23 protein-coding genes are annotated in these 24,729 nt (G+C 40.8%); 12 read left to right on the top strand and 11 right to left on the bottom strand.

Annotated features, from left to right (window positions below; all coding sequences use genetic code 11):
• Position 1: 1 nt before the first annotated feature.
• From mqnB to BLT94_RS03710, 8 genes are all read right to left on the bottom strand, one after another.
• Positions 2-733 (bottom strand): futalosine hydrolase, encoded by a 732-nt coding sequence (gene mqnB / locus BLT94_RS03675; protein WP_092230516.1) that lies wholly within the window; start codon positions 731-733, stop codon positions 2-4.
• The gene (aroQ, locus tag BLT94_RS03680; protein WP_092230519.1) at positions 723-1,178 is read right to left on the bottom strand and encodes a type II 3-dehydroquinate dehydratase; all 456 of its coding nucleotides are present in this window, start codon (positions 1,176-1,178) and stop codon (positions 723-725) included. Before aroQ ends, mqnB begins: the two co-directional genes overlap by 11 nt.
• A complete protein-coding gene (locus BLT94_RS03685; RefSeq protein ID WP_092230521.1) occupies positions 1,175-1,768 on the bottom strand; it encodes an indolepyruvate oxidoreductase subunit beta in 594 nt (197 codons plus the stop codon). The genes aroQ and BLT94_RS03685 overlap by 4 nt, the downstream gene beginning before the upstream one ends.
• Positions 1,769-1,794: 26 nt before the next feature.
• A complete protein-coding gene (gene iorA, locus BLT94_RS03690) occupies positions 1,795-3,645 on the bottom strand; it encodes an indolepyruvate ferredoxin oxidoreductase subunit alpha (RefSeq protein WP_092230524.1) in 1,851 nt (616 codons plus the stop codon).
• 34 nt (positions 3,646-3,679) lie between these two features.
• Entirely contained in the window at positions 3,680-3,985 is a 306-nt protein-coding gene (locus BLT94_RS03695; protein ID WP_014959060.1) for a hypothetical protein, read from the bottom strand.
• Positions 3,986-4,020: 35 nt separating this feature from the next.
• The gene (locus BLT94_RS03700; protein ID WP_092230527.1) at positions 4,021-4,758 is read right to left on the bottom strand and encodes a metallophosphoesterase family protein; all 738 of its coding nucleotides are present in this window, start codon (positions 4,756-4,758) and stop codon (positions 4,021-4,023) included.
• A 6-nt stretch (positions 4,759-4,764) separates the two neighbouring features.
• Positions 4,765-5,691 (bottom strand): Hsp33 family molecular chaperone HslO, encoded by a 927-nt coding sequence (locus tag BLT94_RS03705; protein WP_092230530.1) that lies wholly within the window; start codon positions 5,689-5,691, stop codon positions 4,765-4,767.
• A 169-nt stretch (positions 5,692-5,860) separates the two neighbouring features.
• The gene (locus BLT94_RS03710; RefSeq protein ID WP_092230533.1) at positions 5,861-7,396 is read right to left on the bottom strand and encodes a YifB family Mg chelatase-like AAA ATPase; all 1,536 of its coding nucleotides are present in this window, start codon (positions 7,394-7,396) and stop codon (positions 5,861-5,863) included.
• 183 nt (positions 7,397-7,579) lie between these two features.
• On the opposite strand from BLT94_RS03710, the gene lpxC reads away from it, so the two are divergent.
• The 7 genes from lpxC (at position 7,580) to BLT94_RS03745 (ending at position 14,663) form a co-directional block, all read left to right on the top strand.
• Positions 7,580-8,452: a UDP-3-O-acyl-N-acetylglucosamine deacetylase gene (lpxC, locus tag BLT94_RS03715; RefSeq protein ID WP_092231104.1), complete on the top strand. Its 873-nt coding sequence runs from the start codon at positions 7,580-7,582 to the stop codon at positions 8,450-8,452.
• Between the two features lie 86 nt (positions 8,453-8,538).
• Positions 8,539-9,054 carry a DUF4390 domain-containing protein gene (locus tag BLT94_RS03720; RefSeq protein ID WP_245742932.1) on the top strand — a complete coding sequence of 172 codons (516 nt, stop codon included), beginning with the start codon at positions 8,539-8,541 and terminating at the stop codon, positions 9,052-9,054.
• 37 nt (positions 9,055-9,091) lie between these two features.
• Positions 9,092-11,302 (top strand): sensor histidine kinase, encoded by a 2,211-nt coding sequence (locus tag BLT94_RS03725; protein WP_092230538.1) that lies wholly within the window; start codon positions 9,092-9,094, stop codon positions 11,300-11,302.
• 30 nt (positions 11,303-11,332) lie between these two features.
• Positions 11,333-12,679, top strand: coding sequence for a sigma-54-dependent transcriptional regulator (locus BLT94_RS03730; RefSeq protein ID WP_092230541.1), 1,347 nt, complete (start codon positions 11,333-11,335; stop codon positions 12,677-12,679).
• Positions 12,680-12,684: 5 nt separating this feature from the next.
• Positions 12,685-13,227 carry a 16S rRNA (guanine(966)-N(2))-methyltransferase RsmD gene (rsmD, locus tag BLT94_RS03735; protein WP_092230544.1) on the top strand — a complete coding sequence of 181 codons (543 nt, stop codon included), beginning with the start codon at positions 12,685-12,687 and terminating at the stop codon, positions 13,225-13,227.
• Positions 13,228-13,251: 24 nt separating this feature from the next.
• Positions 13,252-13,752, top strand: a complete 501-nt coding sequence (gene coaD / locus BLT94_RS03740) for a pantetheine-phosphate adenylyltransferase (protein WP_014956127.1) — start codon at positions 13,252-13,254, stop codon at positions 13,750-13,752.
• Positions 13,753-13,754: 2 nt separating this feature from the next.
• Positions 13,755-14,663 (top strand): selenium metabolism-associated LysR family transcriptional regulator, encoded by a 909-nt coding sequence (locus tag BLT94_RS03745; RefSeq protein ID WP_092230547.1) that lies wholly within the window; start codon positions 13,755-13,757, stop codon positions 14,661-14,663.
• On the opposite strand, the gene BLT94_RS03750 is transcribed toward BLT94_RS03745, so the two are convergent.
• Complete coding sequence (locus BLT94_RS03750) at positions 14,640-15,371, bottom strand: enoyl-CoA hydratase/isomerase family protein (RefSeq protein WP_092230550.1); 732 nt, start codon at positions 15,369-15,371, stop codon at positions 14,640-14,642. The two genes, BLT94_RS03745 and BLT94_RS03750, sit on opposite strands and share 24 nt — an antisense overlap.
• 456 nt (positions 15,372-15,827) lie before the next feature.
• Here BLT94_RS03750 and BLT94_RS03755 point away from each other — a divergent pair, with 456 nt between their 5' ends.
• From BLT94_RS03755 to epmA, 3 genes are read left to right on the top strand one after another with little or no spacing between them, the layout of a single operon-like run.
• Positions 15,828-17,501 (top strand): hydantoinase/oxoprolinase family protein, encoded by a 1,674-nt coding sequence (locus BLT94_RS03755; protein WP_092230553.1) that lies wholly within the window; start codon positions 15,828-15,830, stop codon positions 17,499-17,501.
• A 15-nt stretch (positions 17,502-17,516) separates the two neighbouring features.
• Positions 17,517-18,827, top strand: a complete 1,311-nt coding sequence (locus BLT94_RS03760) for a histone deacetylase family protein (RefSeq protein ID WP_092230556.1) — start codon at positions 17,517-17,519, stop codon at positions 18,825-18,827.
• A 2-nt stretch (positions 18,828-18,829) separates the two neighbouring features.
• A complete protein-coding gene (epmA, locus tag BLT94_RS03765; protein WP_092230559.1) occupies positions 18,830-19,741 on the top strand; it encodes an EF-P lysine aminoacylase EpmA in 912 nt (303 codons plus the stop codon).
• Positions 19,742-19,771: 30 nt separating this feature from the next.
• Here epmA and BLT94_RS03770 read toward each other — a convergent pair whose 3' ends face one another.
• Positions 19,772-20,911, bottom strand: a complete 1,140-nt coding sequence (locus BLT94_RS03770; protein ID WP_092230562.1) for a DUF368 domain-containing protein — start codon at positions 20,909-20,911, stop codon at positions 19,772-19,774.
• An 18-nt stretch (positions 20,912-20,929) separates the two neighbouring features.
• On the bottom strand, positions 20,930-21,586 hold the full coding sequence (locus tag BLT94_RS03775) for a protein-L-isoaspartate(D-aspartate) O-methyltransferase (RefSeq protein ID WP_092230564.1): 657 nt from the start codon (positions 21,584-21,586) through the stop codon (positions 20,930-20,932).
• Positions 21,587-21,720: 134 nt separating this feature from the next.
• On the opposite strand from BLT94_RS03775, the gene BLT94_RS03780 reads away from it, so the two are divergent.
• Together BLT94_RS03780 and BLT94_RS03785 are read left to right on the top strand one after the other, a co-directional pair.
• Entirely contained in the window at positions 21,721-23,457 is a 1,737-nt protein-coding gene (locus tag BLT94_RS03780) for an Ig-like domain-containing protein (RefSeq protein WP_092230567.1), read from the top strand.
• A 252-nt stretch (positions 23,458-23,709) separates the two neighbouring features.
• Positions 23,710-24,717, top strand: coding sequence for a potassium channel family protein (locus BLT94_RS03785; protein WP_092230569.1), 1,008 nt, complete (start codon positions 23,710-23,712; stop codon positions 24,715-24,717).
• Positions 24,718-24,729: the final 12 nt, after the last annotated feature.

Raw genomic sequence — 24,729 nt, forward strand, 5'->3', positions numbered from 1 at the left:
ATCAAATCAAATGGGAAACACAAGTGCAAACCACGCCCAATTGCTTTGCCGCCAAATCAATATCCCATTTTTCCTTGTCTCTTTCACCCACAAAATTGGATGCTGCCCTGACTTCAATAATGGGAATGCCATAGAGTGCCGCAATGTGATTACAGGCTGCGCCTTCCATGGCTTCCATCACTGAAGAAAAAGTGCAATAGAGCTGATTTGCACGATTCAGGGAAGATGTAATGGTTGAAACAGTTATAAACAAACCTTTTACGATCCGGGTCCCTGTGATTGAAAAAACCCGGCACAGCCTGTCATGGGTTTGATCGACCATGTCCGGGTCAAAAGGATAAATCCCCTGCCGGCTTAAAGGCTCGTCTTTTAGCACATCAAAAGGCAGGGGAGCATTTTTAAAAGCATCTGTTTGAACACCTGTATGGATATAATGCTCCTGGGTGGCAATGGCAACATCACCTATATTCAAACCGGTTTGTTGAAAAACGCCTGCAATACCTGTCTGTAAAATTAATACGGGAGATGCGTGTTCAAGATAAGCTGTAAGCGCATGGGCGGCATTGAAAACACCTGCACCCGTCAGTACAAGGTCATATGTTTTTTCATGAACCTTACCGGACAATATTGTAAGACCTGTTCTGGTCACTTGCTTAGACTCACCCGGCCACAGGGTTAAAAAATGAGACATCTCAACTTGAGTGGCACATAAAATGAGAAGATCAGGATTCATTGATCATATTTACCAGGGCATTTAATGCCATTGTATATCCATAAGGACCGCATCCGGTGATCTGTCCGGTGACAATATCCGCCAGCAATGATTTGTGGCGGAAGGCTTCTCTTTTATGAATATTGGACAAATGGATCTCAATGACCGGGCAGGACATTAAAAGCATGGCATCTCTCAATGCAACACTTGTGTGGGTAAATGCCCCCGGATTGATCATGATGCCGTCAATATTGTCTTCAAACATTTCATGAATTTTATCAACAATTGCCCCTTCATGGTTGGACTGAAAAAACACAATATCCACCCCCAATTTTAACGCCTTTTGGGCAAGATCCTTATTGATTTCATCAAGGGTAAGGGAACCGTATATTTCAGGCTCCCTTTTTCCCAGCATATTCAAATTAGGGCCGTTAATCGCTTGAATTTTTTTTGTTTTCTGTGTCATTCGCCTTTTGCCGCCTCATATCCCATTTCAAAAGCTTTAAGGTTCATGTCTAAAAACGCTTTTTTTGTCCTTCTTTTAATGGCCTCTATCACATTTTCCTTTGTAAACCCAAGTCCGCCTGACTGGACCAGGGCACCCAAAAGAACAATATTGACACTCATGGGGCTTCCGGCTTCCTTGGCAAGTTTCATTGCATCAATGGCAACAAGGCTTGCACATTTTTCTTTGAGCAGGTTTTTCACATTTTCAACATCCGGGTAAACCCCCTTGCCGATAGCCACGGTAAAAGGCGGCAGGGTTGCTGTATTGGTGATCACTTTTGTGTTCTTGCTGCACCGGTTTAAGGCTCTCAATGTTTCAGCAGGTTCAAATCCCATCAGGATATCTGCCTCACCGTCTGAAATAATTGAACTGGTTGCATCTCCAAAAACGATGGCTGATTCAACAACACCACCCCGCTGGGCCATTCCGTGTATTTCGCTCATTCTGACCGGCACGCCTGAAATCAGTGCCGCCTCACCCAACACCTTGGATGCCAGAAGATTGCCCTGGCCGCCCACAGCTACGATGATTAATCTGGTTGTCTCCATTGTTTATATGATCCTCTTTTTAAAGGTTATTTTTTTAAAGGCGTGATCGCATTTTCAGGGCATATCTGGGCACAAACTGCACACCCTACACAGGTATCTGCATCAATCTTCACCTTGTCGTCTTCAAGATAAAAGGATGGACAGGCAATGGTATTGATGCAATCCTTGTGATCCACACACTTGTCGGAAACCTTGAATGCTCTGGGCTTGAGCAATTTCAAGCTTTTTGCATATAAAGCACAAGGTTCCTGGGATATAATAACGGAAACACCTTTGTATGCCAGGGCTTCCTTGATGGTTTCGATGCTCTTTTTCACCTTGAACGGTTTGATGATGGAAACATGTTCCACACCAAAGGCCCTGACCACTTTTTCGATATTCACCCGGCCGAATCCGCTCAGGCCGAACCTTTCCATGTCAACACCAGGATGGGGCTGGTGTCCTGTCATGGCCGTGATGTCATTTTCAAGGATGACCAGGGTGAAATTGTGGTTGTTGAATACGGCATTGACAAGTCCTGTCATGCCTGAATGAAAAAAGGTGGAATCGCCGATAACCGAGACCACTTTCTGATCCGTGGCCTGGCTGAATCCGCAGGAAGAACTGACCGAAGAACCCATGCAGATAACAAAGTCACCCGTACTTAAAGGCGGCATAAATCCCAGAGTATAACAGCCGATGTCATTGGGGCAGATGATATCCATATCTTTGGCTGCCTGCTGAATCTCATAAAATGTTGCCCTGTGTGAACACCCGGAGCAAAGATTTGGCGGACGCATGGGAATTTCAGGAACATTGTCGACAGATAGTTTTTCTGTTGGTGTGTACTCAATACCAAAGTAATCAGCCATATTTTTTCTGACCATGGCAGGATCATATTCATAGAGGCGTGAAAACAATGCTTCTGATTTACCTCTAATGGGTATGATTATCCCGGCCTCCTGGGCAAAGGCTTTTACAGCTTCCTCCATGAACGGTTCGCCTTCTTCAATGACAAGAACTTTTTCGCAATCTGCCAGAAAATCTTTGATCTGTTGTTCCGGCATGGGGTTGGAAAGTCCCAGGCGTAAAATTTTCGCATCGTTTTCAATGCTAAGATCTTTTACAGCATCCTGAGCATAGTGATAGCTGACACCATTGGCAATAATACCAAATTTTCCAGATCCTTCAATCAAGTTAAACTCGGAGGTTTCAGCAATGCCTTTTGCTCGGTTCATCTTCTCAAGCACTTTGACATGAAGTTGCCTTGAGACCACCGGAACCGTAACGCATCTGCCCGGATCTTTTTCAAATCTGCCTTTGGTTTGCATTGGTTTTATATCACCAAAGGTCACATAGGCATTGGAATGGTTAATTCTGGTAGTGGTTCTTAACAGGACCGGCTGATTGAGTTCCTCTGAAAGTTCAAATGCATACTTGATCATCTCTTTTGCTTCAGGTACGGATGAGGGTTCAAGCATGGGCAGATTGCCGAATTTTGCATAATAACGGTTGTCCTGCTCATTCTGGCTTGAAAACATGGACGGATCATCAGCTGTCAGGATCACCATGCCGCCAGTCACTCCGACATAGGCCAGAGTCATCAGAGGATCAGCCGCAACATTCAATCCCACATGTTTCATCATGCAAAAGGTGCGAAGTCCTGAGTTGGCAGCAGCAGCCGCCACTTCCAGGGCGACTTTTTCATTGGTGCTGTATTCAAAATAGAGGTCTGATTCCTGAGACATCTGAAAAAGATTCAAAGAAATTTCAGAAGAAGGGGTGCCCGGATAAGTTGTGGCAAATGCCACACCTGCCTCAACAGCACCTCTTGCGATGGCTTCATTCCCCAGGAGCATGATTTTTTCACCCGGGCTGTCATTCAATAATTTGTGCATCTGTTCTCCTTAATTTAAAAGCTGTTTACAATTATTATGCATATAATTTTTCCGCGTCCTCAAGGGATGAGGCATATCCTTTGAACCCTTCAACATCTTCGCAGGAGCTAATGGAGGCAAAAGCAAAAAAACCCTCAACCATGGTTTTTTCCCCTTGCCTTATCAGAGCCATAAACAGCACAGGGACAAGACAGATATTTGCCTTCCCTGTTTGAACTGAAAATTCAAGGGGCTTGATTGTTTTGTAAACAGCATACAGTTTTGTTTGCACCGGCATAATCTGAACAATTTCAGGATACGTTTGGTGAGTATGACTATGATCGCTACAATGATTACACATTATTAACACCTTTCATTCTATGTTGAAGGCTATTGTCAAAGTTCCGATTTCTCAAGCTGATCCGCATATAGTCCTGGTATGCCGGCCTTTTTAATTTTTTTTGCAGCAGCGTGATAATCATAAGGCACAAATCTTGACGTTACACTCTGCCGGACGGAGTCCCATACCACATATTTGGCTTCATTATAACCATCTCGTGGCTGCCCCACGCTTCCGCTATTTATAATATACCGTCTGTTTTTTTCAAGAGTAACGGTTGATTTCATAAAACTTTTCTTTTTAAGATTTCCCCGATCAAGTTCATAAATTCTCAATTGATGAGTGTGGCCGACAAATGCAATTCTCTGTTTAATTAGTTCCATGATCTGAATCAATCGTTGATCAGATTCATGAAAAACATAGCGGGCAATGTTGTCCGGCGGCACACCATGGACAAACCTACACCCATAACGGACAAGACAAGATTTCAGAGTTGAAACATAATATTTTGCAGGATCGGATAATTTCTTTTGGTTGATGACCAGAGCTTTTCTTGCATAGGGGTTAAAGGTCGCCAAATAATCTTTATCCAGCAATGCCAGTTCGTGATTTCCAAGAACAGATGATATGTCATGCCTTTTTAAGCCGGCAATGACTTCTTCAGGCTGTGCCCCGTATCCGATATTATCCCCCAGTGAAATAATATCATCAATGGCTTGTGTTGAGATATCCGCCAGCACAGCCTGGAATGCATCCAGATTGCTGTGAACGTCTGAAATAACCGCAAGCCTCATAGCACCTTATCTGCCTAACACCTTAAGATCTTTTTCACTGAAATGATACACGGAATTACAATGATGACAGCAAAGCTCTAAAGGAAAGGGGCCGTTTTTCATGATATCTTTTTTCTCCTTATCCGGCAAACTTTTCAAATACCCTTCCATCCTGTCTTTTGAACACCTGCAAAAAAACTCCACCCGGCTGTTGTTTAAAAATTGCGGTTCAAGACTTGAAAATTCCCTGTTAATAATCTCTTCAGGTGTTTGCCCTTTGGAGAACAAGTTTCCCAGAGAATCAATGCCCTGAATCATTTTTTCAGCTTCAATGACACGGGAAGCATCTGCACCCGGAAGTGCCTGGAGAAAAATCCCCCCTGCGCCCTTAACCTCTTGATTGTCATCAAAAAAAACACTTAAGTTAAACCCGGTGGGAATCTGTTCAGACACCAAAAAATAATTGGCCAGATCTTCAGCAATGCTTCCATGCTCAAGGGCCACCTTGCCTGAATAGGGTGTGGGATAATTCTCCAGGTATTTTGTCACTGTAAGAAAACCCGCGCCATAAAGTGTTGATAAATATTTAATGTTTTCAGGATGGGTTACCTTAATCTGGCGGGTTTTAAGATACCCCCGGACTTCTCCAAACACATTGGATTCAACATCCAGACCTTTCACGGGTCCTGAACACTGGATATCAATACTGAGCCTGTCATTTTTATCTTTAAGGCTTGCACACAAAAGGGTAGCCGCAATATAAGCCTGACCCAGCACCAGGGTTTCCAGCGGCCCCAGTTCATGGTTTGCCCTCATTTCATTGACCATCCGGGTGTTATGAACAATTGCACCCCTGATCGTTTGATCAGCCATGATAAACCGATATATCCTGTCTTTTGCCGAAGCTTTGAACTGTGCTTTGACATCATTATTAAACACATCTTTTTTAATCATAATCCAACATTCTTTTAACTTATGGTTATTTTGACTATCTTTTATCTTTTGGAAACAGATTGCAAATATTTCCCCTTGCTCTCAGTCTTAGATATTATAAATAGCGGATTCTTAATGTAAAGCTTGATTCTATAATATTTACCGTTTCTTCTTCCTGCTTTTTTCAATATTATTGTGCAAATCCCCTGTCAAAACTTCTGAATTGTATGGCTTCGCTCAGATGGTGCCGCTCAATTTTTGGTTCTTCGTCAAGATCGGCAATGGTTCTTGCCACCCGTATAACACAATGGCAGGCCCTGACGGAAAACCCAAGAACATCAACGGCCTGTTCAAGAAGTTTTTCACATTCCTCATCCAGGAGACAAAACTTTTTCAAGTGGCGGCTGTGCATTTTGGCATTACAGAACAAACCTGTTTTTTTAAATCGTGTTTCCTGAATCTTCCGGGCTTTATTGACCCTTTTTCTGATTTGGCAAGACGCTTCGCCTTTGGTTTTGCCGGCAAGATCCTTATATGCAACTTTTGGCACTTCAATCTGGATATCAATTCTGTCCAGCAGGGGCCCTGAAATTTTTGATCTGTATTTTTGAATCTGGGGCTGTGTGCAGGTACACTTGCCCATAGGATCGGACAGATATCCGCAGGGACACGGATTCATGGCTGCCACCAGCATAAATTGTGACGGATAGGCGGCTCTCCTGCCAGCCCGCACAATGGAAACCTTTCCATCTTCAAAGGGTTGTCTTAATACCTCCAGCACGTTTTTTTTAAACTCGGGCAGCTCATCTAAAAACAGCACCCCATTGTGAGCCAGGCTGATTTCTCCGGGAGCAGGCTTTGATCCGCCACCCACAAGGCCTGCTTCTGAAATCGTATGATGAGGCGATCGAAAGGGTCTTGAAAAAAGATACTGTTTTTTATCTGCAATAAATCCCTGGACAGAATAGATCCGTGTAACCTCAATGGCTTCTTCAAATGTCAGTTCAGGCAAAATAGTGGGAAGCCTTTTTGCCAGCATGCTTTTGCCGGATCCCGGCGGCCCCGTCATCAAAACACTGTGAGAACCGGCAGCGGCTATTTCCAAGGCCCTTTTGGCATGAAATTGACCGCTTACCTCGGAAAAATCCATTTCACAGGCATCATCTCCGAAACTTGACTGCGGTGTCACGTCCATATAAACCGTTTCAATTTTGCCAACCCCTGAAAAAAAATCAACAATTTGCGACAGGCTTTTTACCGGCAACACATCAATTCCAGATACCATGGCAGCCTCTTGGGCATTTTCAAAGGGGATGATAATGCCCTGATATCCATTTTCTTTTGCCGCCAGAGCATAGGGCAAGACGGCTTTTACAGGCTTTACCTTCCCGTCAAGAGAAAGTTCACCTGAAATAAGATAGGCATTGATCTTGTCCGGTGAAAGAACTCCGGATGCTGCCAGGATGCCCATGGCAATGGGCAGATCAAACCCTGTTCCGTCCTTTTTCACATCAGCAGGCGCCAGGTTGACCACCACCCTGTCCATGGGAAAGGCATATCCGGAATTTTTGATGGCCGTCTTCACCCTGTCCTTGCTTTCCCTGACGGAAACCTCCGGCAACCCGACAATGTTAAAGACAGGAAGACCATAGGAGATATCAACTTCAACCTCAACAATAAATCCGTCAATTCCCACCACTGAACAAGAGTCTACTTTTGCAAGCAACTTGGATCCTTTTTAAATAGTCAAAGTATATTTATCACGATTTTCGCATTATTTTATTTACTATTCTCTATCAAAAAAGAGCAATGAACCAAAGAAATTTCTCATTTACTTTGCTTTGTGTATAAAAACCGGATATATATGGCAAACTAAATTTTTCAGTTGATAATAAAAAAACGACAGGCTATGACCAAATATTTTTTACAACAAACACTTTCAAAACGCATCTGTGTTTCAGGAACAGGGGTTCATTCAGGAAAACAAACACACCTGATCCTGAACCCGGCACCGGAGAATCACGGCATAAAATTCAGGCGGATTGACCTGCCCGGCACCCAGGATATCCAGGCGCTTTTCAAACGGGTTGTAGACACAAGCCTTGCAACGGTATTAGGAACCAATGGTGCCATTGTATCGACGATTGAACATCTGATGGCCTGTTTTGCAGGCCTTGAAATTGACAATGCCCTTGTAGAAGTCGATGATTATGAAATCCCCATTATGGATGGAAGCGCAAAAGTTTTCACGCAACTGATCCAGGATGCAGGTATTGTAAAACAATCGGCTCCAAAACATTTTTTGATCGTTAAAAAACCCATTAAAGTAACAGATAATGACAAATCAGTGATTGTGTACCCGGAACCATGTTTTAAAATAACCTGCCGCATTCATTTTGACCACCCTATGATTGGGGAACAAAAAATCACATTTGATCGGGCAAAAAACAATTTTACAAAAGAAATCAGCTGCGCCAGGACATTCGGATTTATGCAGGATATTGAACTGTTAAAAAAATTCAGCCTTGGCAAAGGCGGAAGTCTTGACAATGCCATCATTCTTGATAAAAATAAAATTTTAAATAAAGAAGGGCTAAGATATCCTGATGAATTTGTAAGACATAAACTTTTGGACAGTCTTGGAGATTTTTCCCTGCTTGGCATGCCCATACGGGGACATATCGTTACCAACAAATCAGGACACACCCTGAATCATTTATTCATTGAAAAGTTTTTAGAAAACAAAGATGCCTGGGAAACAGGACCGGAAAAATTCAAATAATATCCTTATATATAATGAAAAAATCCTCTCTCCATAACACAAATTTTCAACACTATATCATAGTATTTGTAATTCTCTGCTTTTTATTGCCTTGTAGTGCAGTTGCAAAGCAAACGGCTGTAATTAAAAATATCAAACTTGCCAACACAAGAGATGATCTTCTAACCTATTTTGATGTAAAACAAGCATTCACGGAGAGACTAAACCAGGCCGCCCTGAATGGTATCCCAACCACATTTTCGTTTTATATTACATTATATAAGACAGGCGGGTTATGGTTTGACAAAAAAATTTCCAATATTCAAATCAACTCTACGCTAAAGTATAATCCCCTGAAAAAAGAGTTCTCTGTTTTAAGGCCATGGAAAAATGAAACACCAGTCATTACACCGTCATTTCAAAAAGCAAAATCCTTGATGACTGAAATTGACAATTTAAATATCATCCCCCTGAATCAACTTGTTAAAGGGGATAAATACCAGCTCAGAATCAAGGCCAAACTGGATAAAGTTACCCTGCCCTTATCACTTCACACTGTTCTCTTTTTTGTCTCGTTCTGGGATTTTGAAACAAACTGGTATTTAATCAATTTTACCTATTAGTTTTGCACAATCTTGACTTTTGCCTGAAACAAAACATATGCCTCCATCAAACCATTTAAAACAGAACCCGCCCCCTAAAAAAAATGAGGGAGCTTTAATTCTCATTATCCTGATTACCGTTGGTATTCTGACTTTTATTGAAACCCGTGTCACCGACCTTGGAAGTGGTTTTCCCTTGTCCAGCACGGTATTGATGTTTATCCTGATCAACACCAATTTATTGCTGTTGCTGGCATTGCTGTTACTGGTCTTTAGAAACCTTGCAAAGCTTTACTATGAAAAAAAGAACAACATTCTGGGGTCTAAACTCAAAACCCGTCTGGTTGCTGCATTTATTGTACTGGCACTGCTGCCGACAACGGTTTTGTTCTTTTTTTCCATTCAATTTATTTCCACAAGTATTGCCTTCTGGTTTAACACGCCGGTTGAGCAGACCTTGGACAGCTCATTGGCAGTCGGTCAAAAACTATATGAATATATTGAAGAACAAAACGAATTTTTTGCCAAAAGAGCTGCATTTCAAATAGACTCCCGAAAACTTCTGGACAAAGAAAATGAGAAAAAGCTGTCCCGGTATTCCCAGGTCATTCAAAGGGCATTCAACCGGCATGCTGTTGAAATTTATATGCCGGATGCCAAGCGCATCAGCCTGTCCCTGGCAAATGAACTGGATAAACTTTATTTCGGCCTTCTGACCAATAATGATTTGACCAATATCACTGAAGGACAAAACAGCCACACCATTTCCCAGAGCATCAAACAAGGTGAATTTTTAAGAACCATTGCGACCATTCCTTTTGGTTCAAACCCCCAAAAAGCCCGTGCATTCATTGTTATAACCACTCTGATATCACCTGAACTGTCCCAAAACCTACAAGCTATTTTAAAGGGAATTGAAGAATACCATCAGCTTAAAATGGCAAAAAGACCGGCACAGATATCTTACTATATTGCACTTTCAATTGTTGCTTTGCTGGTTGTTTTCTGTGCTGTCTGGTTCGGGTTTCAACTGGCAAAATCCATTACAATTCCAATCATGAAATTTGCCGAAGGAACGCAAAGAGTTACAGATGGGGACTTAAATTATCAGATTGATTTTCAGACAGATGATGAAATCGGAACCCTTATCAAGTCCTTTAATTCCATGACCAAACAACTTGCCGCAGGAAGGCAGCAGATTGCGTTTTCCGGAGAAATGCTCAAGCAACAGAACATTGAACTTAAAAAAAGCCGTCAATACATTGAAATTGTATTAAAAAACATTTCTGCGGGTGTGATCTCCGTTGACAATAAAGGAACCATTACAACCATCAACAAAGCTGCCGAATCCATGCTGGATATTAACAGCCAAAATATTTTAAATCAAAATTTCAAAGATGTTTTAAAAAATGACTATTTACAAATTGCCAATAAAATTTACGAACAAGTTTCTCAGGGCCATGAGACCCTTGAGCTGCCACTTTCCGCAGCTATTTCAGGCACTCCCAAACACTTTTACCTGAACCTCAATATATTAAAAGATGATATGAACAAAAATGTCGGTGCCGTTCTGGTGTTTGATGATGTCACTGAACTTGAAAAAGCCCAGAGAATGGCTGCCTGGAGAGAAGTTGCCAGGAGGATTGCCCATGAGGTAAAAAACCCCTTAACACCGATAAAATTATCTGCTCAAAGGCTGAAACGCAAATATGGAAAACAAATCCAGGATGAAATTTTTAACAATTGTGCCGACACCATTGTGGAACATGTGGACCTGATTAGAAATCTTGTCAACCAGTTTGCCGCATTTGCAAAATTTCCAGATGCCAATGTTAACCAATGCAGGATTGAAAACATTATTCTTGAAACCATTGCTCTTTACAGGGAAGGCCTTGAAAATGTAGATATCCAATACAGGTTTGCCCATAATATTCCCATGTTGGAACTGGATCATCAGCATATGAAACAGGCATTTATCAACCTGTTTGAAAATGCCGTATATGCTGTAAACAAAGACGGCATGATTTTGATTGATGTTTCCCATGATGAGATTCTAAAAATTGTAAGGATTGAATTTGCCGACAATGGCAAAGGCATATCCGATAAAGAAAAAACCAAATTATTTGAACCTTATTTTTCCACAAAAAAATCTGGAATGGGACTGGGTCTTGCCATTGTCAACTCTATCATTTCCGATCATAATGGTGTAATAAGGGTTCAGGATAACAAACCCAAAGGTGCAAAATTTATTATTGAGCTGCCTGCTTAATGTTAAATAATGACAACAGGAGAGAAAAGAATGTATCCTGCCGTATTAATTGTTGATGATGAAACAGCCATCATAGAATCCTTAGAAGGTATTCTGTCAGATGATGGATTTGAAGTCATACATGCCTTTAACGGGTATGAAGCATTAAAAAAAATTGAGACCGAATCCCCTGACATTGTTCTGCTGGATATCTGGATGCCTGGAATGGACGGAATTGAAACCTTAAAAGAAATCAAAAAAATAACCCCCAATCTTCCGGTGGTCATGATTACGGGCCACGGGACAATTGAATCTGCGGTTGATGCGACAAAATCAGGGGCCTATGACTTCCTTGAAAAACCATTATCCATTGACAAGGTTATGGTCACCATCAACAATGCACTGAACTTTAGAAAGCTTGAAGAAGAAAACAGATACCTGCGCAAAAAGAGCATTGAAAAAAATTCCATAACCGGAACCAGCCCTGCTGTTCAAAAACTATACGGACAAATCATGAGTGCCGCGCCCTCAGATGCTGCCATCCTTATTACCGGCGAAAACGGCACGGGAAAAGAGATGGTTGCCAGAACCATTCATCAATTCAGTGCAAGACCGGAACAACCTTTTATCATTATCAACTGTGCCGCCATTCCCGAAGAAAATCTGGACAGTGAACTGTTTGGTCATGAAAAAGGAGCCTTTGAAGAGGCTACATCAAAAAACAAAGGAAAATTTGAATTAGCTTCGGGAGGCACGCTCTTTCTGGATGAAATCGGGGATATGAATATCAATACCCAGGCAAAAATATTAAGAGCCCTTGAATCAAAAACATTCCAGAGAATTGGAGGGGGAAGAACCCTTCACATGGATGTCCGCCTTATTGCTTCATCCAACAAAAATCTTGAAAAGGAAATTGAAGCCGGTAATTTCAGAAAGGATCTTTATTTCAGGTTAAATGTCATCCCCATTCATGTACCTGTGTTAAGAGACAGAAAACAAGACATTCCACTGCTGGTGGACAATTTTCTTGAAAAATTATCCAAACAGTCTTCAGGAAGAAAAAAAAGCATCTCTGAAAACGCCCTTAACCTCCTTTTGGACTATGAATGGCCGGGCAATGTCAGGGAGTTAAAAAACCTTGTGGAACGGCTCTACATAATGGTTGAAAGCAACCATATTGACGTGGCGGATATTCCTGAACCCTATAATCCCAAATGCAAACCAAAGGAATTGATCCAAAAAACCTTTTCTCTTTATGAAGATGATCTGGCACTTGCCAGAAAACGGTTTGAAAAAGAATTCATAAAACAGAAACTTTCCCAGGAAGGCGGGGATCTGGTATCTGTGGCCCAAAAGCTTGGAACAAGTGTAAAATATATTAAAAAAAGCATTTTATAATTGATATGAGAATCATCAGCGGCAGTTGTAAAGGCAGAAAACTTTTCAAACTTCAGGGGCGACAGATCCGCCCAACATCCGACCGCACAAGAGAGGCTGTTTTTAATATCCTGGGACAAAACATCAAAAAGGCAAAAGTGCTTGATCTTTTTGCCGGAACCGGTGCGTTGGGAATAGAAGCCTTAAGCCGAGGTGCTGAACATACCACGTTTATTGACAGGGACTGTGATATCATCCGTCAAAACCTTAATCTTTGCCGGTTTGAAAAAAACTCCACGGTCATCTGTTGTGATATTTTAAAGGCAAGCCCTTTTAAAAGCCTCAATGGGCAGCAATTTGATATTGTGTTCATTGATCCGCCTTATGGGAAGGGGTATATTGAACAGACCCTTGAAAAAGAATTTTTTACAGATCTGTTAAATGAGAATGGTATCATCATTGCCGAACACTCTTGCAAGGAAAGCCTTCAAATTGAACTTCCCGGCATTGACATTTACAGACAAAAAAAATACTCAAAAACAATGATTTCCTTTATAAACAAAAAATAAAAATAGAAAAAGGATAGTGCATAGATGACGGACAAAAAAAGAATAGCAATCTACCCCGGTTCCTTTGATCCTTTAACCAACGGACATATTGATATTATTGAACGGGCCCTGGATATTTTTGACCAGGTGATTGTGGCAATATTGCACAATCCTGCTAAAAAAGCTCTTTTTACCATGAAAGAAAGAGTGGATATGATCAACCAAAGCTTTAAAAACAACAAATGTGTTCAGGTAGATTCTTTTGGCGGACTTCTTGTGGATTATGCAAAAATGAAAAATGCCGTAGCCGTTATCAGGGGAATGCGTGCCATCTCTGATTTTGAAAGCGAATTTCAGATGGCATTGATGAACAGAAAACTAAACAAGGAAATACAATCTGTTTTTTTGATGACCGGGTTAAGATGGATTTTTACCAGTTCGTCCATTATCAAGGAAGCAGCACAGTTTGGCGGAGATATCACTGACATGGTTCCGGAAGCTGTCCATCAAAAAATGATGGAAAAATTTCCCAAAATAAAGGAATAAGAATGGATCTGTGGCAGCTTCATATCTTTGTATCCGTTGTTGATAACAAAAGTTTTTCAAAGGCATCTTGCGCCATTAATCTTTCTCAACCCACGGTGAGCAGTCACATAAAAGAACTTGAAGACCATTTCAAATGCCGTCTTTTAGACCGGCTTGGAAAAATCACGGAACCCACAAAAGCCGGAGAAATTCTTTATCAATATTCAAAAAAACTCTTAACCCTTAGAGACCAGTCAGAAGCTGCCATGAATGATTTTCTGGGCAGAACAAAAGGAAATCTTTTTATTGGCGGAAGCACTATTCCTTCCTGCTATATCATCCCAAGGCTTATCGGACCGTTTTCAAAACAATTCCCTGATATTTCCATTGAATTGACTGCCGGTGACACCATGGAGATTGTCCAAAAAATAAAAAAAGGGTCAATAGAAATTGGTATTGTAGGTGCGAAAATAGATGATCCTCAAATCAAACAGGAAAAGCTGGTTGCCGATGAGATGAAACTGATTGTTCCATATAATCATAAATGGGCGGATCAAACCTTTGTTGACTGTTCAAATCTCTTTGAAGAAAAAATTATTGCAAGAGAAAAAGGATCGGGAACATGGCAATCCATACTTAAAAGTATGGATGAAGCAGGATTAAATTCAAAAAAACTTAACACCGGTATTACAATGGGAAACACTGTTTCCGTCATTCAAGGCATATTAAACCACGTCGGGATATCCATCCTGTCAACCATTGCCGTCCAGGATGATATCAATAAAGGGCGTCTAAAAGCTTTATCCGTGAAAGGTCTTGATCTTGACCGTTTTTTTTACCTGACCCTGTCAAAAAAAAGGACCTTGTCTCCCATTTGTAACAAATTCATCGCATTTGCAAGACAGCCTCTACATACAGACGAAACAGCCTGACTTTGACAGGGAATCAATTTGTTCTATGTCTTGGGTCTCCATCACCCGGATAATATCTTTGTGCATTCTTTTTTTTAATTCGCCCAAAATGCCTCTTTTTTTCATGAATTGCTTTGCAAATGCAACCGTATCCTTTAACAGCTCTTCCTGGTTAGCACTTGCTTTAACGATGACATGGTTATCTTCCAGTTCCATAGCTGTAAGACGTTTACCCGAAAGAATCATCTCATTTAATTGATATTCAGGGATGCTCTTGCGAATAATTTTAATCATACCGGGAAAAAACGGTATGTTGATATCCACTTCCGGGAAACAAAAAAATCCCTTGTCTTTTTTCATAAATCTAAAATCACAGGCACATGCCAGCATGGCACCATTTCCAAATGCATGCCCGTTAATGGCGGCAATCACTGGAACAGGCATTAATAAAATCCGTTTAAAAATTTTGTTCATACCATATAAAAATGATTTTACACTGTAAAAATCCTTATCTTCCATCTTTTGCCCCAACCATTGGATATCAATCCCCTGAGAAAAATTTTTTTCGTCAGTGGATGTTAAAACAATGGAAAAAATGGCTTTGTCTGCCAGTATTTGATCAAAACAGCGATTCATCTGAGCTACAAACTCCAGGTTCTGTTTATTTGCGCCGTTGCACATATTGATGATTGCCACGGATTCATGTTTCTTCCATTCAATGCAGGCCACAAATCACTCCTTTTAAACAAATATTAATTTTTCAAAACAAACAATATTTTTTATATCAATGGTTCGATAAAAAATTTGGTTTTCAATAAGTTCAGTAGGTTATGAAAGTCACAATAAAACCCCAGTTATAATAAATTCAGATAGTTATATTTTCCTATTCTGTAAATAAAAAAAAATAACGAACCATTGTCATATAAAAGTCTTAAAAAATCAAAACAGCGACTTTCATATTTTGTTGTGGGCAGATCTGATCGAAAGACCAGGTATGCCCGTAGCAGTTATTTATAAATAAATGTAATATCTTAATAATTCAAGTTTAAAACCGATCTTTCAAGCCGGATACCTGATAGATTTCTAAAGAAAATCTGATTGACAAGCCCTGGTTTTTCTGACAAGCTCCGCATGGTATTAAAAGTAAGTTTTGGGCTGTAATACATAAAGAATCAGGAATGCGCCATGATTATAGGATTAGATGTTGGCGGTACACATACGGATGCCGTTCTTTTAAGCAGCAACGGTATTGAAAAAAAAGTCAAAGTATCCACAGACTCTGCTGATCTTTTCAATACCATCCTCTCATGCTTTACACAACTTTTGGATAATATTGATCCAAAACATGTTAAACGGATCGTGATCTCGACAACACTGACAACCAATGCCATTGTCCAGAAAAACATGGAGCCGGTTGGCATAATTGTCTCGGCAGGCCCAGGGATTGATCCTCAAGCCTTTAAAATCGGGAAACACTATTATTGTGTATCAGGATCAATCAATCACAGGGGAAGAGAAAAAGCTCCGGTAAACAAGATGGAGATCGAAGATATTGCCAAAAAGCTGAAAAAAGCAGGCATTGAATATGTTGGTGTGATCAGCAAATTCTGCGTTCGAAATCCCAGCCATGAAATTCTTATCAAAAGAATTTTAAATAAATATTTTAAAAAAATATTTTTGGGCCACCATGTCTCAGGAAACCTTAATTTTCCCCGCAGGATTGTCACAACCCATTTAAATGCGGCTGTGTTTTCCCTTTATAAATCTTTTTTTGAGGCTGTCAAAAAATCCCTGGCGGAAAAAGGGCTTACCATTCCAATTCAGATCCTAAAAGCTGACGGCGGAACCATGTCACTTGAGTCGTCCATGTCTTTCCCAGGTCAAACCGTGCTGTCCGGACCTGCCGCCAGTATTATGGGAGCGATCCCTTATGCCCCTAAAAAACAGGATGCCATTGTACTTGATATCGGTGGAACAACCACGGATATTGCGTTTCTGGTTGATAAAGCCCCGTTATTAGAACCTGTGGGAATCCGCAGAGGGCAATATAAAAGTTTGATCCGCTCCCTTCTAACCGATTCAAAAGGCATTGGAGGAGACAGCACCGTCAGGGTAAAAGACAAAGAATTGACCATTGGACCCGATCGCCAAGGACCGGCCATGGCCTTTGGCGGACCTGAACCTACTCTTACAGACGCAATGTTTGTACTCGGACTCATGACAGATGGCAATCAAGAAAATGCTCAAAAAGGAATACACAATATTGCCATGGAACTGGGCCTGACCGATAAGGAAACAGCTGATAAAATTTTCAAGAAATGCTGTTCCGTCATTCTTAAAAAAACCTTTGAAATGATTGATAGACTCAATTCCAAACCAGTATATACTGTTCATGAATTTCTTGAAGGATATAAAATAAGTCCAAGAAAAATACTCATTTTAGGAGGGCCTGCACCCTATTTTGCAAAAAAGATAGAAGAACTTTATCATATAAAAACGATTGCCGTACCGGAATCTTCGGTGGCAAACGCCATTGGTGCCGCCCTTGCCAGAACCACATGTGAGGTTTCACTGAATGCAGATACTGAACAGGGTATTGTGACAGCCCATGAAGAAGATTTTGCAGAACCCATTTCCAAAACATATTCTGACGAGAACCTTATTGAAACGGCAACAACGCTTTTAAAAGAAAAAGCAATAAATTCCGGTGCCAATCCCGACAATCTGACTGAAGTGGAAGTGGTTGAATTTCAAAAATTCAATATTGTACGGAATTTTTCACCCAGGGGTAAAATATACAGAACAAAAATGCAGATCAAACCCGGATTGATCAAAGGATTTGAAAAGGTTTTGCAATAATTCAAAGAGGTAATAATGTTAAAGGCACACCACAAAACAGGTCTTGTATTCTTCCCCGCTTTTGACTGGGCTATTGATCCAACCCATCCTGAAAGAGAAGAAAGGCTTCTATATACCCAGGACCAGGTAATAGAGGAAGGCATCTTTGATATCAGCGGTATTATGGAATACAAACCGGAGATTGTCACCAATCAGGATATCAGGCGAGCGCATTTTTGCGTACCCAGCGAAAAAGCCATTACCACTGAATCCCATCTCATCAGTGCCGGTGGGGCCAAGGCCATTGCAGATGCTGTTTTAAACAAAGAAGTGAAAAACGGATTCGCCCTTGTTCGTCCTCCGGGTCATCATGCCATGAGGGTTTCCCATGGCGGCAGAGGGTTTTGCCACATCAATATCGAAGCTATCATGGTCGAGTATATCAGATCTCAATTCGGTGTTAAAAAAATAGCAATTGTTGATACTGATTGCCATCACGGGGATGGGACCAATGATATTTTCTGGCATGATCCTGATGTATTGTTCATCTCCCTTCATCAGGATGGCAGAACCATGTATCCCGGCACAGGCTTTCCCGGCGAACTGGGTGGCCCCAATGCCAAAGGTTCAAATCTGAACATCCCGTTACCGCCCGGCACATCCACGGAAGGGTATCTTTATGTTATTAGAAATTGTGTGTTGCCTGTTTTAGAAGAATTCAAACCTGATCTTATTGTTAACTCTGCAGGCCAAGACAATCATTATACAGACCCATTGACCAATATGAATTTTTCAGCCCAGGGATATGCAAAACTTACCACTCTTCTAAAACCGGACATTGCCGTTCTTGAAGGCGGATATTCTATTGAAGGCGCGCTTCCCTATGTGAACCTGGGCATTATCCTTGCCATGGCAGGTCTTGATTATTCCGGCGTTGTTGAACCGGATTTCAATCCTGAACGTCTGAAACAATCGGTCAGTATCACGGACAAGATCAAAAAAACCACGGATCTTGTCAATTCCTATTGGCATCAGAAAGACGAATTAAGACAAAAAGCCGGAAAGCCCGGGGAACTCCAGATCAGACACCGGGAAATATTTTATGATACCGACAATATCTTTGAACGGCAAAAAGAAAAAATTCGAATTTGTCAGGACTGTGGCGGTTGCTTTGAAAAAAATTCCAATGCCACACCAGGACGACATATTCTTGCCGTGCATATTCCTATCAACGCCTGTAAAGCCTGTATTGAAGCCGGATATAATTTTTTTGACCAAGCGGATAAAAGCAAATTTGATAAAATATTTTTGCAGGACCGACCAAAAGATACATATCAAACAAAGTAACATTGGATCAAAAAAAACATTACAAAAACCTGGCAACACGATCCCTTGTGATTCAAGCCATAAGGGATTTTTTTACCGGCAATCACTATCTTGAAGTCGATACGCCCATCCGGTGTCCGTCTGTTATTCCCGAAGCCCAAATTGATCCTGTAACCACGGAAGGCCATTTTCTCCATGCATCACCTGAACTTTGCATGAAACGGCTGTTATCAACAGGATTCGATAAAATATTCCAGATCTGCAAATGCTTCAGAAAAAACGAAAGAGGATCACATCACCTGCCGGAATTAACCATGCTGGAGTGGTATGCAAAAGATAACACCTATCTTGATTTAATGGATCAATGTCAGGGCTTGATTCAATTTATTGCGGCAAAGCTGACCCTTAAAAACCAGATCAGATACCAGGATAAACATATCCGGTTAGACGGCCCATGGAAAAAGCTGACTGTTGAGCAGGCCTTTGATATATATGCGGATAAAAGCCTCAACACAGCATTGGAAGACAACAGCTTTGATGAAATAATGAGCTTTCAAATAGAGCCATGCCTTGGGAATACAACACCTGCCTTTTTGTATGATTATCCGGCACGCCTGGCATCATTGGCAAAGCTCAAACAGGACAATCCGGCCTTTGCCCAGAGATTTGAATTTTATATGGCAGGCATTGAGCTTGCCAACGGATTTACGGAACTGACCGATCCTGCGGAACAACACCTGAGATTTAAAAAAGAAAACCACATCCGGAAATCTCAAAATAAAGCAGTGATCCCTGTACCGGAAAAATTCCTGAAAGATCTTCATGCCATGCCCGATGCCGCAGGCATTGCGCTGGGCGTTGACAGGCTTGTCATGATTTTTTGCGATGCCCCATCCATTGATGATATAGTGACCTTCACGCCGGAAGCACTATAAATCTCAAACAACCGACCGCAAACAATTCACTCATTGCTTCTCTTCTTTTTTAATGAACAGGAACATAATACTGCATCCGATAATAAAGGATGCAATTGAAAGATAGAATTCGGTCCCAATACAGGGGAGTTCATTCATATTTGTATAGACCCTTACATCTTGGATCATACGGATCACGCCATCCTCTTTGATATAGTGCTGTGCCATGATAATGCTTTTTTTAAACGGCCACAACGCAGATAAAGACCCTGCCATCAACCCGATAAGAAATGCCATGGCTGCATTATAATATCGTTTTAAAACAGCAGTGACAAACCTTACAAATAAAAGCCCGCCCAGAATGATACCCATTGCAAAACACCCTAAAAAAACAACATTATCCAAATTCAATGTCTTTAGGCCTGAGATGGCGGAAACAACTTCAAAATACTCACCCATCAAAATAAGCACCAGAGACCCGCTTATGCCGGGAAGAACCATTGCTGAAACCGCAACCGTTCCGCAAATGCCTGCATACAGATACTCATCAAACGTATATTTCCCAGTAAAAAAAAAGGCTGCACTCTCTTGTTTTTCTTTTTTTAAATCCTGTTTTAAATCCCGATTCTGTAAAGACTGGGTCTGCAAATACTTGCCTGCGTAAACATCTGATTTCATCTTTACTTTATCGTAAGGGTTAACAGCATGGGTTACATAAAGGGTCGAGATTGTACCCATCAAAACAAAAAAAATCAGATAAAACTTTTTATCCGTCAACATTTTTACAGGTATGATGATGGAAATCAGAATCAACCCGAAAAATAAAGAATAGGTAATGGAAAACTGATGAACAATCAAATATTTCATCAGGCTTGAAAGGGAAATAATGGCCGCTACAGCACCCGCCATCAACTTAAACAGAAAAATAAAATCCTTTTTTTCTAAAAATTCCATAAAAATTTTAAATGTTTGCGGTTTGTCTGCTTTAAAAAACAATTTTAAGAAAAGGCAGGAAAAGTAGAGGATATTGGCTTTATTGATATTGTTCAGAATGGAAAAGACACGCTCATAAATTTTAAAAATCAGAAGAAATGTACCGCCGGAAACCCCGGGGATAATATTTGCCGTTCCCAGACAAAATCCGATGAAAAGCTCTTTGATCAATGAAGGGGGCTCAATATCATTTTGCATCAGCTTTTTTTTAAGGCCCTATTCATCCCAGCCATATTGACCAATCAATCTTACGAATCTGCAAGCACCAAGGTTGGTTGTTTTTATCCCATCTTCTGTTTTTTCAAGTTGTAGCAATTCCTGTAAAAAGTTACTGCCCACCGGCATGATCAGACGCCCCCCAATTGCAAGCTGTTCAATCAATGGTGCAGGAATCTGCTGGCCCCCGGCAGTAACGATAATGGCATCAAACGGACTTTCCTGTTTCCAACCCTGAGTTCCGTCGCTATATCTGGTAACAATATTATAGTATTTCAACCTGTCAAAAAGCTTTCTTGTTTGTAAAAACAGGGTATTGTTTCTTTCTATGGTATATACCTTATACACAATCCGGGCCAGGATGGCAGCCTGATACCCTGATCCTGTACCGATCTCAAGAACTCTTTCATGGCCTTTTAACTTAAGGCTCTGAGTCATCTCAGCAATAATATAGGGTTGAGAAATTGTCTGCCCCTCTCCAATGGGAAGCGGGAAATCTCCATATGCGCTTTCTACAAGGGCTTCACTGACAAATAAATGCCTGGGCACTGTTCTCATTGCCTCAAGGACCAATGGGTCTGTTACCCCCCGTGACATAATCTGTTTTTCAACCATTTCACGACGCCAGTGGGCAAATTTTTTAGGTTCGTCTTTCATGTATCCTTAATACCAGCAACCCATTCGTCCGTCAAGAAAATACAATTTTCATCCTTTTCTTGACAAAAACATCTGCCTATCCTACATATCCTTACTATTCGATAGATTACTAAAACATTATATAAGGGGTACAAATGAGATCAATTAAATATTTAATCATGATAATATTCGCACTGTTGATGATAAATGCCTGTAACGATGATGGAGGTGGGGGCAATGGAGATGTGGACAATACAATAGATTCTTCTTATGATTTGCGACTTTCAATTCCTAATCTTGAACCAGGCAGTTTGATTTCGCACGGCGGTCAAACAACAATTCGAGCATATGTTTTAAAAACGACAACTGATTCTAATGGCAATAAAACAGAGGTTCCTGTGGAAGATGGTACTGTGATTCACTTTTTCGTTATTGCTACCGATGGAATTGATCAAAAGAATTCTGTAAATAATTCCGGAACAATTGAGTCTGTTAAGACAACTTTGGATGGATATGCGGACGCTGTTTACCAGGCAGAAAATAATAGCGGTAATGTTAAAATATACGCTGCAACCGATCCAAATATGGTTTACAATATTAGTGATGTTTATGAAGAAAATATTTTAACTGATACTATTTCCTTTGAGGTTGCCAGCGGAACACCAGCTACTATTTTTATTGACAGTATTACTCCTGAAACTATTGGGGTAGCAGGTTCAGGCATTTCAAATATATCTATTATTAACTTTTCAGTTAATGACAGTTCAGGCAATCCTGTCCCTGATTATAATTTGGTGACATTTAAAATTTCAACGGCTATAGGGGGGGGGGAAAAATTATCGACAACTGAAGCAGAAACACAGAACGGTAAGGTTTCTGTTTCCCTGACCAGCGGCACTGTTTCAGGCACAGTGGGAATTAATGCGATTTATAATGATGGAAATACTGATCTTTTAACAGAAGCAAAAGTCACTATTGTCAGTGGCCTGCCAGCTGCAGAGCAGCTTGGCATGGCTGTTGAATATCATAATATGGCGGGTGGCAGAACATTTGGACTTCAGAATAAAATAACAGCATACCTGGGGGATAGATACGGGAATGTTGTGCCGGATGGAACAAAGGTAAGTTTTATGTCCGAGGGTGGAACGATTGGAACCAGTGATGGTTTTGAACCGTCCACTGTTTTTGGAGTTGCCGAAGCTGTTTTGCAAACATCACCTCCAACTACTCCTGATCTGGGGGGAGTGAATGGCTCCACACAAAGCAATCCCGGCTTATGTAGAATTGTGATTTATACTCCTGGAAATGAAGGCTTTTATGATATTAATGGTAACAATGTTTATGATGAAGGCATAGATACTTTGACTGTGGATATGAGTGAACCCTATATTGATGCCAATGATAACAACCAGTATGATAGTGGAGAAAAATATATTGACAGCGATGGAAGCGGTTCGTTTACACAAGCGGATGGAAAATATCAGTCAAATACCATTATATGGGATAGTGGAAACGTCCTTTTTTCCGATGACCAGGCAGCACTTGATTTGACCAAAAATTTCAACATCAATAGAATTAACGGAGGGAGTTATCCATTAACCTATTACCTCGGTGATGTGTATGGCAATGCTTTAGTTAGTGGAACTACTGTTAAAATAACCACTTCCGGTGCATTTGGCAAAGCTGAATTAACGGGTGATACTGACTTTGTTTTACCCGATTCTAATGGGTTTGGAGAATGGCATACTGTTGGCTTATTGATAACTCCTCAAGGTACAGATGACCCTGACAACGGTTCTTTGGAGGTCATAGTGACTGTGACGCCTCCAAGTGACGATAGTGCAGGTGAAAATTCCAGCGGCCCTGTAACTGACACGACGGGTCCGCTCTAAACTCAAACTGCATAAATTTTAAAAGGCTGCTCTTTATAATGGATTTTTATTCCTTAAAAAGATCAGCCTTTTGCATCCTGCAATCTTATTTTGATTACCGGCATAAGGTGGAACGGTTTGAAGCTTTTGATGAAAATTTTCCAGCACATAATACTTAGAAACAGGGCTTATCAGAAAAGCCCTGTTTCGAATGAGTGTCCTAACTCAAATCAGTAATCTAATTTTTATTCTTAAGATCTATATTTACACATCATGAATCGACTTCAGCAAATCATACGAACAATTATCATTTCCTGGGTTATGTTTTTTATGGGAGTGACCGGATATATGGTGATAGAAAAATGGAGTTTCCTTGATGCCGCCTATATGACTGCCATAACCGTTACGACAGTAGGCTTTATGGAAGTACATGAAACAAGTCCCGCCGGAAAAATATTTACCATCATCCTTATGATTGCAGGTGTCGGCTATTTTCTTTACATTACCGGTGTTATCATACAATCCATTGTTGAAGGGGAAATGCAATCAATATTGGGGAGAAAAAGATTGGATAGAAAAATCAGTAAATTGAAAAACCATTATATTGTATGCGGATACGGCCGTATAGGGAGAGTATTGTGTCAACTGATCAAAGACGAGACCAAGGATATTGTAGTAATAGAAAATGATGATACCCTTATTGACTCATTGGAAAAAGATAAAATGCATTACCTTCATGGGGATTCATCTGACGAAGATCTCCTGGCAAAAGCGGGCATTGCAAAAGCCTCATTTTTAGTTGCAGCACTTGGAACGGACACAGCAAATGTCTTTCTTGTCTTAACGGCAAAACAGCTCAACCCTGATATTTATATTATGGCCCGGGCCAGCAGTCCGAAGGTAAGAAAAAAACTCATGGTTGCCGGGGCTAATCTGGTTGAGTCTCCCTATGTTACAGGAGCTGTTTCCATGGGATTAAAACTATTAAGACCCAGTGTCAGCAGCTTTCTTGATATTGCATTATCCAGAAGAAGCCAGGCCATTCAAATTGAAGAGCTTTTTGTCCCAAAAAGTTCCAGGTATACCAATGTTGCATTAAAAGATTCCGGGATCAGGCAGGATTTCAATCTCATCATAATATCCATAAAAAAAGCCTCTGGAGAAATGTTGTTTAACCCCCACTTTGAAACCTTAATTGAACCCCTGGACACAGTCATTGTCATGGGGAAAACACCTGATTTAAGGAAATTCGCCAAAGCAATTAATCCGGAAAAAAAATAAAAGAACTCTTAC

The organism is Desulfobacula phenolica (genome assembly GCF_900105645.1).
Lineage (GTDB): Bacteria > Desulfobacterota > Desulfobacteria > Desulfobacterales > Desulfobacteraceae > Desulfobacula > Desulfobacula toluolica.